The 16,943-nt window shown below is 37.1% G+C and carries 17 protein-coding genes; all 17 read left to right on the top strand.

Annotation, left to right across the window (positions count from 1 at the left end):
- Positions 1-237, top strand: a 237-nt coding sequence (locus tag RTL21_RS13925) for a hypothetical protein (RefSeq protein ID WP_396954445.1), incomplete at its 5' end; no start/stop codon positions are given.
- A gap of 598 nt (positions 238-835) precedes the next feature.
- Positions 836-2,077 carry a serine hydroxymethyltransferase gene (gene glyA, locus RTL21_RS13920; protein WP_312096483.1) on the top strand — a complete coding sequence of 414 codons (1,242 nt, stop codon included), beginning with the start codon at positions 836-838 and terminating at the stop codon, positions 2,075-2,077.
- Between the two features lie 235 nt (positions 2,078-2,312).
- On the top strand, positions 2,313-2,942 hold the full coding sequence (gene upp, locus RTL21_RS13915) for a uracil phosphoribosyltransferase (RefSeq protein WP_312096482.1): 630 nt from the start codon (positions 2,313-2,315) through the stop codon (positions 2,940-2,942).
- Between the two features lie 174 nt (positions 2,943-3,116).
- The gene (locus RTL21_RS13910; RefSeq protein WP_312096481.1) at positions 3,117-5,321 is read left to right on the top strand and encodes a S8 family serine peptidase; all 2,205 of its coding nucleotides are present in this window, start codon (positions 3,117-3,119) and stop codon (positions 5,319-5,321) included.
- 324 nt (positions 5,322-5,645) lie between these two features.
- Positions 5,646-6,041: an ATP synthase subunit I gene (locus RTL21_RS13905; protein WP_031536717.1), complete on the top strand. Its 396-nt coding sequence runs from the start codon at positions 5,646-5,648 to the stop codon at positions 6,039-6,041.
- A gap of 2 nt (positions 6,042-6,043) precedes the next feature.
- Positions 6,044-6,757, top strand: a complete 714-nt coding sequence (gene atpB, locus RTL21_RS13900) for a F0F1 ATP synthase subunit A (RefSeq protein WP_312096480.1) — start codon at positions 6,044-6,046, stop codon at positions 6,755-6,757.
- A 66-nt stretch (positions 6,758-6,823) separates the two neighbouring features.
- Positions 6,824-7,030, top strand: a complete 207-nt coding sequence (atpE, locus tag RTL21_RS13895) for a F0F1 ATP synthase subunit C (RefSeq protein ID WP_016204791.1) — start codon at positions 6,824-6,826, stop codon at positions 7,028-7,030.
- A gap of 234 nt (positions 7,031-7,264) precedes the next feature.
- The gene (locus tag RTL21_RS13890; protein WP_312096479.1) at positions 7,265-7,783 is read left to right on the top strand and encodes a F0F1 ATP synthase subunit B; all 519 of its coding nucleotides are present in this window, start codon (positions 7,265-7,267) and stop codon (positions 7,781-7,783) included.
- Entirely contained in the window at positions 7,780-8,316 is a 537-nt protein-coding gene (locus RTL21_RS13885) for a F0F1 ATP synthase subunit delta (RefSeq protein WP_312096478.1), read from the top strand. Before RTL21_RS13890 ends, RTL21_RS13885 begins: the two co-directional genes overlap by 4 nt.
- Before the next feature lie 25 nt (positions 8,317-8,341).
- Positions 8,342-9,850 carry a F0F1 ATP synthase subunit alpha gene (gene atpA, locus RTL21_RS13880; protein WP_312096477.1) on the top strand — a complete coding sequence of 503 codons (1,509 nt, stop codon included), beginning with the start codon at positions 8,342-8,344 and terminating at the stop codon, positions 9,848-9,850.
- A gap of 33 nt (positions 9,851-9,883) precedes the next feature.
- Positions 9,884-10,744 carry an ATP synthase F1 subunit gamma gene (gene atpG / locus RTL21_RS13875; protein WP_312096476.1) on the top strand — a complete coding sequence of 287 codons (861 nt, stop codon included), beginning with the start codon at positions 9,884-9,886 and terminating at the stop codon, positions 10,742-10,744.
- 72 nt (positions 10,745-10,816) lie between these two features.
- Positions 10,817-12,232, top strand: a complete 1,416-nt coding sequence (gene atpD, locus RTL21_RS13870; RefSeq protein ID WP_312096475.1) for a F0F1 ATP synthase subunit beta — start codon at positions 10,817-10,819, stop codon at positions 12,230-12,232.
- A 20-nt stretch (positions 12,233-12,252) separates the two neighbouring features.
- Complete coding sequence (locus RTL21_RS13865; RefSeq protein WP_312096474.1) at positions 12,253-12,660, top strand: F0F1 ATP synthase subunit epsilon; 408 nt, start codon at positions 12,253-12,255, stop codon at positions 12,658-12,660.
- Positions 12,661-13,036: 376 nt separating this feature from the next.
- Positions 13,037-13,273 (top strand): DUF1146 family protein, encoded by a 237-nt coding sequence (locus RTL21_RS13860; protein WP_312096473.1) that lies wholly within the window; start codon positions 13,037-13,039, stop codon positions 13,271-13,273.
- Positions 13,274-13,475: 202 nt separating this feature from the next.
- Entirely contained in the window at positions 13,476-14,225 is a 750-nt protein-coding gene (locus tag RTL21_RS13855) for a YwmB family TATA-box binding protein (protein WP_312096472.1), read from the top strand.
- A gap of 33 nt (positions 14,226-14,258) precedes the next feature.
- Positions 14,259-15,566, top strand: coding sequence for a UDP-N-acetylglucosamine 1-carboxyvinyltransferase (gene murA, locus RTL21_RS13850; protein WP_312096471.1), 1,308 nt, complete (start codon positions 14,259-14,261; stop codon positions 15,564-15,566).
- Between the two features lie 343 nt (positions 15,567-15,909).
- Positions 15,910-16,923 (top strand): stage II sporulation protein D, encoded by a 1,014-nt coding sequence (gene spoIID / locus RTL21_RS13845; protein WP_312096470.1) that lies wholly within the window; start codon positions 15,910-15,912, stop codon positions 16,921-16,923.
- Positions 16,924-16,943 lie beyond the last annotated feature (20 nt).

Below are 16,943 nucleotides of genomic sequence, written 5' to 3'. Positions count from 1 at the left end.
AAGGGAAAAGTGGTGTTCATCAAGGGGATGAAAGCCGAAATGGAGAAGAGGCAAGGGAAAAGTGGTGTTCATCAAGGGGATGAAAGCCGAAATGGAGAAGAGGAAGAGAAAAATGGTGTTCATCAAGGGAATGAAAGCCTAAATGGAGAAGAGGAAGAGAAAAGTGGTGTTCATCAAGGGAATGAAAGCCGAAATGGAGAAGAGGAAAGGGAAAAGTGGTGTTCATCAAGGGGATGAAAGCCGAAATGGAGAAGAGGCAAGAGAAAAGTGGTGTTCACCAAGGGGATGAAAGCCGAAATGGAGAAGAGGAAAGGGAAAAGTGGTGTTCATCAAGGGGATGAAAGCCGAAATGGAGAAGAGGCAAGAGAAAAGTGGTGTTCACCAAGGGGATGAAAGCCGAAATGAAGAAGAGGAAAGGGAAAAGTGGTGCTCACCCACAACTGAAAGCGAAAAATAAGCAAGCAAAAAAGTAATAAAGAGGCTCCACCAAGCACTAATCGATAACCTCACACAAAATATTCCCTCTCCCTCTGTCCTACAAATGCTTATGCTATTGTTAAATAATATTTTCTTAAGCAGAAATTCAATTGGCAACAATAAGAAAATTATATTTAATATGAAGTTCATTTTATTAAAATAGTAGATAATTACTCATTTTCGTATTTTTAAAATGTAAAAATGATAAAAAGTCATAAAAAAACCTTTAAAACCGAACGAAAATAAAAATATTATCATGATAATTCGTAAATTAACTCTTTCTTTTTAAAATATATACATGATAGAATAGAGGCAGATTTACGGTGGAATAGAGAGAAATAGTCGGGAGGATATACATATGAAGCATTTAGCAGAGCAAGATGAACTTGTTTTTAAAGCAATACAGCAAGAATTAGGTCGTCAAAGAGCGAAAATTGAATTGATTGCGTCAGAAAACTTTGTTAGTGAAGCAGTAATGGAAGCGCAAGGATCTGTATTGACCAATAAATATGCAGAGGGTTATCCTTCCAAACGTTATTACGGCGGATGTGAATATGTAGATATTGTGGAGGATATTGCTCGTGACCGCGCGAAAGAAATTTTTGGCGCTGAACATGTAAATGTACAGCCTCATTCAGGCGCACAAGCAAATATGGCAGTTTATTTTACTATTTTAGAGCATGGTGATACCGTATTAGGGATGAATTTATCTCATGGTGGTCATTTGACACATGGAAGTCCTGTTAACTTTAGCGGTGTTCAATATAATTTCATTGAGTATGGTGTAGATAAAGAAACGCACTATATCAATTACGAGGATGTTCGTGAAAAAGCATTGGCACATAAACCAAAATTAATCGTTGCTGGAGCAAGTGCGTATCCACGTGAAATTGATTTTGCGAAGTTCCGTGAGATTGCGGATGAGGTTGGAGCGTATTTAATGGTGGATATGGCTCATATTGCTGGTTTAGTTGCTGCAGGTCTCCATCAAAATCCTGTTCCTTATGCTGATTTTGTAACCACAACAACACATAAAACATTACGTGGGCCTCGTGGTGGAATGATTCTTTGTAAAGAGGAATTTGCGAAGAAAATCGATAAATCGATCTTCCCTGGCATCCAAGGTGGACCATTAATGCATGTAATCGCAGCAAAGGCAGTTGCATTTGGAGAAGCGCTACAAGCCGATTTTAAAGATTATGCGGAAAATATTATTGCGAATGCAAAAAGATTAGCAAGTGGTTTGCAAAATGAAGGGCTTAGCTTAGTATCTGGTGGTACCGACAATCATTTATTGTTAGTGGATCTACAGTCTTTAGGATTATCTGGGAAAGTGGCAGAACATGTGCTAGATGAAGTTGGAATTACCGTTAATAAAAATACGATTCCATTCGATCCAGCAAGCCCATTTGTAACAAGTGGAATCCGTATTGGAACTGCAGCGGTAACATCTCGTGGCTTCGGATTAGAAGATATGGATGAAATTGCTTCTATTATTGGTTTTACTCTTAAAAATCATGAAGATACTGAGAAATTAGCGGAAGCGGCTAAAAGGGTTACGGCATTAACGAGTAAATTTGAATTGTATAATCAACTATAATAAAAAAGAGGACATTCATTAAGCAAACCTGCCTATTGAATGTCCTCTTTTCTTTAAGCTCGGTTTTTTTCTTGTCTTTTCGGAAAAACTATCATAGAATTTTCGAATTTAAAAAAGGATTTCAGTTGATTCACTAACACTTTTTCTGTAGAATGAATAGAAGTGTGTTAACGAATGTATCCTGTCGAAATAGAAGGGATACAGAGACTATAAATGAAGGAACGGAGTGAATGTTGTGGCAAAGGTATATGTATTTGATCATCCACTTATTCAGCATAAACTTACATACATTAGAGAAACGCAAACAGGTACAAAAGAATTTAGAGAGTTAGTAGACGAAGTAGCAACGTTGATGGCTTTTGAAATTACACGTGATATGCCATTGGAAGAAATTGAAATCGAAACACCAGTTAGCAAAACAAAATCGAAAGTGCTTTCTGGTAAAAAATTAGGTATTGTTCCTATCTTGCGTGCTGGTATCGGAATGGTTGACGGAGTTTTAAAATTAATCCCAGCTGCAAAAGTTGGTCATATCGGATTATACCGTGACCCTAAAACATTACAGCCGGTTGAATACTATGTAAAGTTACCTTCAGATGTAGAGGAAAGAGATTTTATAGTAGTGGATCCGATGCTTGCGACAGGTGGCTCTGCTATTGAAGCGATTCATTCTTTAAAAAACAGAGGCGGAAAAAACATTAAATTTATGTGTTTAATCGCTGCTCCTGAAGGGGTAGAAGCATTAAAAGAAGCTCATCCAGATGTGGATATCTACATTGCGGCACTTGATGAGAAATTAAATGAAAAAGGTTATATTGTACCCGGTCTTGGAGATGCAGGAGACAGATTATTTGGTACGAAATAAATATAAACAAGCTGTTACCTTTATAGGTAGCAGTTTTTTTGTTTAGTGAGAACCATTTACGATTCGTATCCTAAAAAGTTGGCTGTGAGAAATGTCACACCTGTTGGTAGCATACATAAAATAATAACTTGCGGTCAAAATAAAAAGCATAACGATTTGCAGGGGGCGAATGGTATGCTAAAAAAAACACTAATAATACTCCTTTTTCTACTACTATTATCCAATTCAACAATAGCAGCATCCTTAAAAACTCCAAATCTTCCCTCGCAAAATCCAAATGAATTACAAATTGCCATTGTACATACGAAGAAAAATTATGCGGAACAGGAAATTGATCAACTCCTTAAGCAATATCCACATTTACAAAAAAGATTTATTTTTAAAGAAGTGTTCAGTGGTTTTTCGGTAGAAGGACCAGTACGGGAACTAGAAAAATTAAAACAAAGTGAAAATGTGAATCAAGTTTCAAAAGTTCAAACTTATTTGGCAGAGGCAGAAGATCCAGTTGAAATTATTGGGGCAAATGAAATTAGAAATTATTTAGGGAAATCACTTGAACATGTTAGCGGAAAAGGGATAAAAGTAGGCGTGATAGATACAGGAATAGATTATCAGCATCCAGATTTACAAAAAAATTATAAGGAAGGCTATGATTTTGTAGATAAGGATAAGGATCCAATGGAAACAAAAGGATTAGGGAAGAGAGATACTTTGCATGGCACGCATGTTGCAGGGATTATCGCTGCAGATGGGAAAATGAAGGGTGTGGCTCCAAATGCTACTATTTATGTATATAGAGCGCTGGGTCCAGGTGGTTCTGGAACGACAGAGCAAATATTAGCAGCGATCGACAGAGCTGTAAGAGATAAGGTGGATATTATAAACCTTTCATTAGGTAGTGATGTCAATGGTCCGGATTTGCCGATTAGTCTTGCTTTAAATGAGGTAGTGAAGAAGGGGATTGTTGCTGTTGCGGCCGCAGGGAATGCAGGTCCGGCAGAATGGACGGTTGGTTCTCCAGGAACAGCGTCTAAAGCTATTTCAGTTGGAGCCTCTACTCCCAATATGAATACTTCCTTTATTAATATAAATGATCAAAAAATCCCCTTAACAAATATGGGAAACAGTAAGGAGTGGGCAAATATAGGCTCTGTTCACTTAGTAGGCGGTGGATTAGGGAAGAGAAATCAATTAGCGAATGCAAAAGGGAAAATAGTATTACTGGAAAGAGGAGAATTAACTTTTACAGAAAAGGTGGAAAACGCCTATGAAATGGGAGCTATCGGTGTATTGATATATAACAATATAGAAGGGCCATTTCAAGGGATGTTAGAAAAAGAAGTGTCTATACCAGTGGCAGGAATTACGAGAGAAGAGGGAGAATTTATTAAAGAGTCCATTCGTAAAAAGGAAGTTTATTTAACAATAGAAAAAAAGTGGGAAAAAGATATATTGGCAGATTTTAGCTCTAGAGGTCCGGTTACGAGCACGTGGGAGATAAAACCAGATGTTCTTGCGCCTGGAGTTGTGATAAATAGCACAGTACCTGATGGATATATGGCGTTGCAAGGGACAAGTATGGCGGCACCATTTGTTGCTGGAGCGTGTGCGCTGTTGTTAGAAGCGCATCCGGACTGGGGGCCAGAGGAAGTAAAAGCAGCATTAATGAATACGGCGAAGCCCGTCAAAAATAGACAAAATGTGACATATAAAGTATATGAACAAGGAGCAGGTAGAATTCAAGTCGATCAGGCAATAGATGCTAATGTTCTTGTTATGCCTGGAAGTATTCGTTTTGGGAAATATAAATTAGTGAAAGAACAAAATCAATATCAGGCGTATATTACGGTTAAAAATGTCGGAGAAAATATCGAGAAAATATCCTTTGACATCCCAAAAGGAAAACGAGGAATTAGTTGGAAATTGCCTCTTTCCTTCACTCTAAAACCAGGACAAAAGAAAAACGTCCCAATCATCATGAATATTGACAATAATCTTTTTAATGACAAACTTCAAGATGGTATAATTAAGGTAAGAGCCGGGGGACAGTTGATAGAGTTGCCGTATTTATATGTGTTAGAAGAGCCGGATTATCCAAGGATTATGGGATTCGATCTTCTCAAAAATACTGGTGAAAATAGCTATGAATATGAGACGTATTTACCGACCGGTGCAGAAGAATTTGGAATTGCCCTCTTTCGAGAAGATACATTACAATTTGTACAGTTTTTAGATTGGAAAAAAGAAGTGAAAAGAGGCCAACTGAAAGGTAAATTTAGCATTGCGAAAATAGAGGAAGCGGGAACCTATCGATTAAAAGTTTTTGCGAAAAAAGCCGGGAAAGAGGACATGCTTGAAAAAATATTAAAAATAAAATAAGCTATAAGAAAGAGATTGTTAAATGGTGAGCAATGAATTTTTTTTTTGTATTTAAATGCATTGACATTGACAATGCCCTATTGTATGCTTACAAGGGGTATGAATAGGTTTTCACCCGCGGAGTATCAAGATTTTAACACAGAGATAGTGTTAATAGAGTTAAGGGGCAAACGATGAATTTGCTTAGTTTATCTATAGAAAATGAAGGATAAACTTATTGCTTAATGCCCATGAAATGATACAAAAGGAATGTGCTTTTTCTCTGCTTCGCTTTATTTTTCGCGGGTTTAGAGTGATGCCCTGAAAATAAAGGAGGATAGAGAATTGGAACAATTGTTTGAGATATACATAAGGGTTAAGAAATATTTGTATTTCTTTTTATCATTTTGTGCATTTGCTTGGGCGCTCACCCCCTATCAATCTGTTTTTCTTGGTCTCTTCGTCGGAACGAGTGCCAGTGTATTCAATCTCACCTTACTGGTTAGAAGAGCAAAGGTATTTGATAAAGCCATTGAAGATGAAGGAAAGGTTTATGGTTTAGGAACCTTGTCTCGAATGGCGACAGCAGTAATTGTTTGCTTAATTGCCGTAGAATATCCACAAAAAGTTCACTTAATAAGTGTTGTAATTGGATTGATGACAGCTTATATTGTCATTATGGCAGATTATTTAGTGCGTTATTTTATTTTACATAAGAATGGTGAGAAAAGAGGTGAGTAATATTGCATCATGAAGCACCTACCAAAGTGTTTTTAGGATTAACTTTTAACCTATCTAATGTTTTAATGATTGTTGTATCAAGTTTAATTGTATTTTTAATTGCGTTTTTTCTCACTCGTAATCTTCAAATGAAGCCAACCGGCAGACAAAATTTGATGGAGTGGATCATGGACTTTGTCCGAAATATTATTAAGAACAACATGGATTGGAAAGACGGTGGAAGATTTCACGTATTAGGGATCACTCTTCTTATGTACATCTTTATTTCCAATATGTTAGGTCTACCTTTTGCTATTTCAGTGCATCATGAGGTTTGGTGGAAATCACCAACAGCCGATCCTGGTGTAACCTTAACGCTTGCGATTATGGTAGTAGGTTTAACTCATTACTACGGTGTCAAAATGCGTGGTACAAAAGGATACTTTAAGGAGTATGTTCAACCGGTAGGATTTTTATTACCATTAAAAATAGTCGAGGAATTTTCTAATACGCTCACGCTTGGTCTCCGTTTATACGGAAACATTTTTGCGGGTGAGGTTCTACTAGACTTACTAGTAAATGGCTTAGCAAAGACAAATCTTATTGGTACAATAGCTGCCTTTCCATTAACAATGGTATGGCAAGGATTCTCTGTTTTTATCGGAAGTATCCAAGCGTTTATTTTTACTTTATTAACAATGGTTTATATGGCTCATAAAGTAAGTCAAGACCATTAATATATATACCCAGTTCAGAAAATGGACAAACTTTATAATAATTACAATTTAGGGAGGATTTTAATAATGGGTTCATTAGCAGCAGCAATTGCAATTGGTTTAGCAGCACTAGGTGCAGGTTTAGGTAACGGATTAATCGTTTCTCGTACAGTAGAAGGGATTGCTCGTCAACCAGAAGCAAGAGGTATGCTTCAATCAACAATGTTCATCGGGGTTGCATTCGTAGAGGCGATTCCTATCATGGCGGTTGTTATCGCATTTATGGTTCTTTAATCGAATAAGAATATATTTATTCCTTAGTTATGGCGAAGATCATTCGATAAGAACCTTCGCCATTCCTTTATTTAAAACCAACAATTCACAAAAAAACAATGCTCAAATGAGTATATTGATAGCCAAAAATTGTTCCTATTATTTTATAAATAAGCATATTCACCTTTTTTCCATAAGCGAATAAAGGTTTCCTGTATGTGATAAAACACATTATCTGAAAGGAGTGAATCAAGCGTGTTCACAAATGGATTAGTATTAGGTGCCGTAATGGATTTCGCGGGCGGTGACGTAGTCGTTCAATTAGTATCTTTCTTATTATTATTGTGGGCAATTAAAAAGTTTGCTTGGGGTCCTTTAATGAAAATGATGAAGGATCGCGAGGAATTTGTCGCAAGTGAAATAGATAATGCTGAGAAAAGCAGACTAGAAGCTGCCAAACTATTAGAAGAACAAAGAGCATTATTGAAAGAAGCGCGTACTGACGCACAAGAATTAATCGAAAAAGCAAAACAACAAGCAGACGCTCAAAGAGAAACAATCATTGACGATGCTAGAAAAGATGCAGAACGTTTAAAAAATGCGGCTTTAGTAGAAATTGAGCAACAAAAAGAAAAGGCTGTTGCCACAATTCGCGATCAGGTTACTTCTCTTTCTGTTTTAATCGCTTCTAAAGTGATCGAAAAAGAATTAAACGAGCAAGATCAAGAAAAGTTAATTCATGATTACATTCAAGAGGTAGGCGAGAAACGATGATGGATACAGGTGTTGCAAAGCGTTATGCTTTAGCCCTTTTCCAAATCGCCAAAGAAAACGGACAGATAGATCAATTGGATGAAGAAGTGCGTGTGGTGAAATCACTCGTAACCTCTTCGCCAGAAATTCATACATTTCTACAATCTCCTAATATCTCATTAGAAAAGAAAAAAGAAATGGTGAAAGTAGCATTTGCTTCGGCAAGTGAGTATATACAAAACCTTTTGATGCTACTGATTGATCGCCATCGGGAAGAGATGATTACCAGTATTTGTGATCAATTTATTGCTTTTGTAAATGAAGCAAAAGGGATTGCAGATGCAAAGGTATACTCAATCAAACCGTTAACAGACGATGAGAAAAGAGCTATTTCAGCTACATTCGCTGCAAAAGTTGGGAAAATATCGCTAAATATTGAAAATATCATTGATTCTAACTTATTAGGTGGAATTAAGGTGAGAATCGGTAATCAAATATATGATGGTAGTCTTCAAGGGAAGCTAGACCGTCTACAACGACAATTATTAGGATAGTAATCTTTAGATAGGGGTGAAACGCATGAGCATCAAAGCGGAAGAAATCAGTGCTCTTATAAAAAAGCAAATTGAAAGTTACCAATCAGAAGTTCAAGTAAGTGAAGTTGGTACAGTAATTAATATTGGTGATGGTATCGCTCGTGTACATGGCCTAGATAACTGTATGGCTGGAGAACTTGTTGAATTTTCTAATGGAGTAATGGGCTTAGCTCAAAACTTAGAAGAAAGCAATGTAGGTATCATTATTCTTGGTCCTTACACAGATATTCGTGAAGGCGATGAAGTTCGTCGTACAGGAAGAATCATGGAGGTTCCAGTTGGTGATGCGCTAATCGGACGCGTAGTAAACCCTCTAGGACAACCAGTCGATGGACTTGGTGCGATTAATACAACAAAAACACGTCCAATCGAATTTTTAGCACCTGGGGTTATGGATCGTAAATCTGTAAGTGAGCCGCTTCAAACAGGTATTAAAGCGATTGACGCATTAGTGCCAATTGGTCGTGGACAACGTGAATTAATTATCGGTGACCGTCAAACAGGGAAAACATCTGTTGCGATTGATACAATTCTTAACCAAGCGGATCAAGACATGGTTTGTATCTATGTAGCAATTGGACAAAAAGAATCTACAGTACGTAACGCGGTTGAAACGCTTCGTAAAAATGGTGCATTAGATTACACGATTGTTGTAACAGCATCTGCTTCTCAACCAGCGCCATTACTATACTTAGCTCCATATGCTGGTGTAGCGATGGGTGAAGAGTTTATGTATAACGGTAAGCATGTTTTAATCGTGTATGATGATTTAACAAAACAAGCATCCGCTTATCGTGAATTGTCCCTATTACTTCGTCGTCCTCCAGGTCGTGAAGCATATCCAGGGGATGTATTCTACTTGCATTCACGTCTGCTTGAGCGTGCAGCTAAATTAAGTGACGCAAAAGGTGGAGGTTCTATTACTGCTCTTCCATTTATTGAAACACAAGCAGGAGACGTTTCTGCATATATTCCAACAAACGTAATTTCGATTACAGATGGACAAATTTTCTTACAATCTGATCTATTCTTCTCTGGTGTACGCCCAGCGATAAACGCAGGTTTATCTGTTTCTCGTGTTGGTGGTTCTGCGCAAATCAAGGCAATGAAAAAGGTTGCTGGAACATTGCGTCTTGACCTTGCATCATTCCGTGAGCTAGAATCATTTGCTCAATTTGGATCTGATTTAGATAAAGCGACACAAGATAAGTTAAATCGTGGTGCTCGTACAGTAGAAGTATTGAAACAAGATCTTAATAGACCATTAAAAGTAGAAAAACAGGTTGCGATTCTTTATGCCCTAACTCGTGGACACTTAGACGATATTCCTGTTTCAGATATTAGACGTTTCGAAGAAGAATTCTTAAATTGGCTAGATCACAATCATACTAATGTGGTAGAACATATTGTTTCAACAAAGGATCTTCCATCTGATGATGATATGAAAGCAGCGATTAACGATTTCAAAAAAACGTTTGTAGCTTCTGAATAAGAAGGCAAACTTAAAGATTGGTGGTGAGAATCTTTGGCATCTTTACGTGATATAAAAGCTCGTATTGAATCAACAAAAAAGACAAGCCAAATTACGAAAGCCATGCAAATGGTTTATTCGGCTAAAATGAATAGAGCAGTTATTAATGTAAAAGCATTTATTCCGTACATGTCTAAAATGGAAGAAGTGACACATTCAGTAGCGCTCGGCAGCTCAGGCGTTAGCCATCCAATGCTTCAAACACGTCCTGTTAAAAAAACTTGCTATCTTGTCATTACTTCTGAACGTGGACTGGCAGGGGCATACAACAGTAACGTACTTAGAAAATTGAATCAAACAATTAAAGAGCGTCATCAATCAAAAGATGAGTATTCCATTATTGTCGTTGGAAGAATCGGTAGAGACTTCCTATTGAAACAAGGACATAATGTTATCTTGGACGTAGTTGGAATACCAGATTTACCAGATTTCTTAGATATTAAAGATGTAACAAGCAAAGCTGTAGGCATGTTTGATGATGGTACTTTTGATGAGCTCTATGTTTATTACAGTCATTATGTAAGTGCAATCCAACAGGATGTAGTAGAGAAGAAGGTTCTTCCGTTAACGGATATGGATGCTACGAATACTACATTAACATCTTATGAATTCGAGCCATCAGCAGAAGAAATTCTCGATGTTCTATTACCGCAGTATGCAGAGAGTCTATTATACGGCGCTTTACTAGACAGTAAAGCGAGTGAGCATTCTGCACGTATGACAGCGATGAAGAATTCTACTGATAATGCAAAAGAATTAATAGGTGATTTAAGTTTACAGTATAACCGTGCAAGACAAGCAGCTATTACACAAGAGATAACAGAAATCGTTGGTGGAGCTGCAGCGTTAGAATAACGATGATAAATAAGTTCTGCTTGACTTCTGGTTTAGCAGAACTGCTTTTAAGAAAGTTTAGGAGGGAAAATAATGAGCACAGGACGAATTCTTCAAGTTATGGGACCAGTTGTAGACGTGAAGTTCGATGGAGGAAGTCTGCCTGACATTAACAACGCATTAAGAGTTGTTCCAGGTCCAAATAGTACTTCTAAAGTAGAATTAACACTTGAAGTGGCCCTTCATTTAGGTGATAACACAGTTCGAGCTATTGCGATGTCTTCTACTGATGGCGTTACAAGAGGCTCAGAGGTAATAGATACTGGAAAATCTATTTCTGTTCCTGTAGGTGATGTTACTTTAGGTCGTGTATTTAATGTATTAGGAGAAACAATCGATTTAGATTCAGAAATTCCAGCAAGTGCTAGACGCGATTCTATTCACAGAGAAGCTCCTAAGTTTGAACAATTATCAACACAAGTAGAAATTTTAGAAACTGGTATTAAAGTAGTAGACTTATTAGCGCCTTATATTAAAGGTGGTAAAATTGGACTATTTGGTGGAGCCGGTGTAGGTAAAACCGTTTTAATTCAGGAATTAATTAATAACATCGCTCAAGAGCATGGTGGTATTTCCGTATTCGCAGGTGTTGGGGAACGTACTCGTGAAGGAAATGACCTTTACCATGAAATGACTGATTCAGGCGTTATTAAGAAAACAGCGATGGTATTCGGACAAATGAACGAGCCACCAGGTGCTCGTATGCGTGTTGCCTTAACAGGATTAACAATGGCTGAATATTTCCGTGATGAACAAGGACAGGACGTTCTATTCTTCATTGATAACATTTTCCGCTTTACTCAAGCTGGTTCTGAGGTTTCGGCATTACTTGGCCGTATGCCATCAGCGGTTGGTTACCAGCCAACATTAGCAACAGAAATGGGTAAATTACAAGAACGTATCACATCAACAAACGTGGGTTCTGTAACATCTATCCAAGCTATCTATGTACCAGCGGATGATTATACAGATCCAGCACCAGCTACAACATTTGCTCACTTAGATGCAACAACAAACTTAGAGCGTAAATTAACAGAGATGGGTATTTATCCAGCGGTAGATCCACTTGCTTCTACGTCACGTGCTCTTTCCCCTGAAATTGTTGGCGAAGAGCATTATAATGTAGCAAGAAGTGTACAATCTACACTGCAACGATATAGAGAGCTACAGGATATCATTAGTATCCTAGGTATGGACGAGCTAAGTGATGACGATAAATTAATCGTTCACCGTGCAAGAAGAATCCAATTCTTCCTATCTCAAAACTTCCACGTAGCAGAGCAATTTACAGGTCAAAAAGGATCTTATGTACCTGTAAAAGAAACTGTAAAAGGATTTAAAGATATTCTTGATGGTAAATATGATCATCTTCCTGAAGATGCATTCCGCTTAGTAGGACGTATCGAGGAAGCGATAGAAAAAGCGAAATCTATGGGTGTAGAAGTATAAACTAATCAGGAGGGGTAGTAATGAAGACGATTAAAGTCAATGTAGTAACTCCTGATGGCCCGGTGCATGAATCAGATGTAGAAATGGTGATCGCAAAAGCAGAAAGTGGAGAGCTTGGGATTTTAGCAGGACATATTCCAATGGTTGCTCCACTTAAAATAGGAGCTGTTCATTTGAAAAACGGTTCAGATTCTGAATATCTAGCGGTGAATGGTGGGATTTTGGAAGTTCGCCCAGATCAGGTGACAGTACTTGCTCAATCTGCTGAATTAGCGGAAGAAATTGATTATGATCGTGCCTTACGTGCTAAGGAGCGTGCTGAACAAAGGTTACATGCCCAAAAGTCAGAGCATGTAGACTTTAGACGTGCAGAACTTGCTCTTCAACGTGCAATGAATCGTATATCCATTGTTGAGAAAAAATACTAAAAAAGTCCCTAAGGGGGCTTTTTTTAGTATGATAAGATATTCAACAGAAGTATGAAGTAGACTTTCATTCCGTGTTTTTCCATACGCTTCGAGAAGCATTATATCGTAATTACTTTGACTTAAGTTTTTAAATATAATTAGAAATACTGAGCAGGAGTAAGCTTAGTCCTTTGGAAAGCGAAATGGATTTCAGTCTGCAGATATTATAATGAAAAGTGCCTTAATTTTAAATTCTTTACAGCTACTTAGGTGGGGTATTGCCACCCATTTATATAGGATGAAAAAAACAAAAAAATAATAAAATTAAAGTGAAACCTTTTTATAGGTCAATACGTCAAATAAGAGTTGAATCCGAAGGGATAGATTGGAGGAAGAAATGGTAGAAGCTTTTGGACAACAAGCAATGCTGAGTATTTTAGTACATATCATTTTTATCGCTCTTTCGTGGTGGGCTTTACAGTCACTAAATTTTGAAAAATTCCTACGCAAGAACCGAGTTTTTCAAGCAAGAGTATTGTATGTATTATTAGCTGTTATAATGGGATCAATTGTCAGTAATTTTTTACTAGACTACTTAAGTTGGTCACAGCAATTACCATTAATATTGAAGTAATTACCAGAATAAGAAATAATTAATAAGAAAGATAGGTCTTCATACATGTTTTCATTGCTGCGTTTTTTCAGTAAAATTCATTTTGTGCGCTTAAATAGTTTGTTCCTTGATTAACGTTTTATTCATGTCAAAAAGTGACGATTAATCATTAGTATGCAATTCTTCTCCATGGTAACAATGATAGTATGGGGGAGGAATAACAATGAAGATATATAAAACGTTAATTATTATAATAATTATAATTGGTTTGGCTGGTCTTACATTTGGGAATAACATCACTATCGCGAAAACGAAGTCTGATTTAATAACAATAAATGAAATTTTACAAAAACAAGAAAACGTAACGATTAATGAATGGTCTCTGCATGCAAGAGAAAGACTGGAAAATGTTACAAGCATAGAAGATGCCAAAGCATATCAGTCGAAATTGAAGAAAGTTTTCCCAAATGGCGACTGGGTAGAGACAAAAACACATCAAAGCTGGCAAGCAAAGATGGTTGTTCCATCCAGTAATCAAACGGAAGAGAGTATTATCATAACCACTTCTTTAACAACTAATGCCGTTCAATCATATATTATCTATGAGGTGAGAGGGAAGAAGTTAGAGGATAAAGAAATGAAAAGGTTAGATATGGAAATTAATGAAAAAATTTCTGACATATTTCGCGGGAAACCGACAATTTTCTCTTGTATTAAAGGCGAATTCAGTGATAAGATGAATGAGACTTTGCCTTATAAAGTTAACCATTTGCTAGATGCATTTCAGGCAAAAGAAGTAGAGGCGTTGGAAGAGGATGATTTTATATCCACATCCGCATATTCGCCCTTATTTGAAGAACGAATTGATAATAGCGAAAAGGAAATGAACGTACAAATAGGATTGAGAACACAAGATATGGGAGGAAAAACTACGTTCGTAGTTGGCACACCCATCATAACGATTGAATATTAATATAGAGATATTGGACGCGGAGGGGAATAGACTTTGGATAAAATCATCGTCCGCGGCGGAAAAAGGTTAAATGGAACGGTTAAAGTAGAAGGCGCAAAAAATGCCGTTTTGCCTGTGATCGCCGCTACATTATTAGCAAGTGATGGAAAAAGTATAATTAAATCAGTTCCGACTCTTTCAGATGTATATACGATTAATGAAGTATTACGATATTTGAATGCAGACGTACATTTTGAAAATGGAGAAGTAATCGTTGATGCATCAAACGACTTAAGTGTGGAAGCACCGTTTGAATATGTACGAAAAATGCGTGCATCTGTTTTAGTTATGGGTTCATTGTTAGCAAGAAATGGCCATGCAAGAGTAGCATTACCTGGGGGTTGTGCAATTGGCTCTAGACCAATTGATCAACATCTAAAAGGCTTTGAAGCAATGGGAGCAAAGGTTCAGGTTGGTAATGGATTTATCGAAGCTTCAGTAGAAGGTCGCTTACAAGGAGCAAAGATCTATCTTGATTTTCCAAGTGTAGGTGCTACTGAAAATATTATGATGGCTGCATCTTTAGCAAAAGGTACGACTATTATTGAAAACGTAGCAAAAGAACCGGAAATTGTAGACTTAGCAAACTTCCTAAATAAAATGGGAGGAAAAGTAAGAGGTGCTGGTACGGGAACGATTCGTATCGAAGGTGTAGATGTACTACATGGTACAGAACATACTATTATTCCTGACAGAATTGAAGCAGGAACATTCTTAATTGCTGCTGCTATTACTGGTGGAAATGTATTGGTACAGGGTGCTGTTCCAGAGCATTTATCTTCTTTAATTGCAAAAATGGAAGAAATGGGTGTTGTCTTCAAAGAAGAAGAGGATGGTATCCGTGTAGTTAGTGCTGAAAATTTAAAAGCTGTAGATATCAAAACAATGCCTCATCCAGGATTCCCAACAGATATGCAGTCTCAAATGATGGCATTACTTCTTCGTGCAAAAGGAACAAGTATGATTACAGAAACAGTTTTCGAAAATCGCTTTATGCATGTTGAAGAATTTAGACGCATGAATGGCGATGTGAAAATTGAAGGTCGCTCTGTTGTAATGAACGGACCAACTAATCTGCAAGGTGCAGAAGTGGCTGCTACGGATCTTCGTGCTGCTGCTGCTTTGATTTTATCTGGACTTGTAGCTGATGGTATCACACGTGTTACAGAGCTTAAGCATTTAGATCGTGGCTATGTAAATTTCCACCAAAAGTTAGCTGCTTTAGGTGCTGATATCGAAAGAATTACAGAAGAAAGTGAATTAACATTAACTGCAAGCTATGTTGCAGATTTAAACGCATAATATATAGGGCAAACTTTATTTATCATTACGTTCAGATAAATAAAGTTTGTTTTTTTATGGGCAAAATTATACATACTATGAAAAAATATTTTAGAATGACAAAAATAACCAAAGTGAAATATGTATACGAAAAGTTGTTATATAATAGAGGAAATAGCAAGAGGTGTTTAAATAACAGGATTGCTAAAATAGTATGCATAACCGAAATATTTAGAACTGTTTTTTTAGTGAAAGCTATCTATTTAAACAGAAAAAAGAAGGAATAAAAGCTTGTCCATCTCCATAAGAATGTTTTAGAGACAGTTAGAAGGTCTTATTTCTATCTTATGGAGGCTTTTAATTCATGATTAAAATCAAACCTTTCATCGTACTAGGAGTTATTCTGTTTGTCATCACTTTACTTGTTCCTACCATCCTTGTTCTCCCCTCTGTTCAGGATAAAAAAGAAGAGGCAAAGAGTAATACGGAATCGCTTGAAGTCGCAGAGCCTGCAATTGAAGTAGCCGTATACCGGGAAAATAAGCAAGAAATAGAAAAATTGGACCTAGAAGAATATGTAGTTGGGGTTGTTGCATCCGAAATGCCAGCGAAGTTTGAAATGGAAGCATTGAAAGCACAAGCCTTAACAGCAAGAACATATATTGTAAAAAGAATGGTCAATCAAGAAAAATCAGATTTACCAGATGGAGCATTAGTTGGTGACACAATTGATTATCAAGTATACAACAATCGAGACGAATTAAAGAAAACTTGGGAAAATGCCGGCTATGATTGGCAAAAGAATATGGAAAAGATTGAAGAGGCTGTAGCGGCTACAAAGGGCCAAATTTTAACGTATGAAGGAGATCCGATTGATGCTACATTTTTCTCCACAAGCAATGGCTACACCGAAAACTCAGATGATGTATGGGCCAATTCTATCTCCTATTTACAAAGCGTAGAAAGCCCCTGGGATGTAAATTCTCCAAAGTTTAAAGGGGAAGTTACAATGACTGTCAAAGAGATCGAAAACACACTTGGAGTATCTCTGACAGCAAGCAGTGAAGTATTAGAAAATGTTAAATATACAAAAGGAAAAAGAATTGCAAGCGCGAAAATTAATGGAAAAGAAATATCAGGAACAGACATTAGGGAAAAGCTAAATTTAAAATCAACTGACTTTACAATGGAACGAAAGGGAGATACCGTTTATATTGCCACAAAAGGATATGGTCATGGTGTCGGAATGAGCCAATATGGAGCAAACGGAATGGCAGCCAACGGAAAAAACTATGAAGAAATCGTTAAATATTATTATAAAGGTGTAGAAGTAACAGCATCAGATGATATGCTGACGAAATATACAGCTCAGAAATAAGGATATGATTCAATGTAGGG

Origin of the sequence: Niallia sp. (assembly GCF_031978665.1) — a bacterium.
Taxonomy (GTDB): Bacteria; Bacillota; Bacilli; order Bacillales; family Cytobacillaceae; genus Niallia.
Note: the sequence above shows the minus strand (reverse complement) of the source record. Positions and strands in the feature narration are given on the sequence as shown.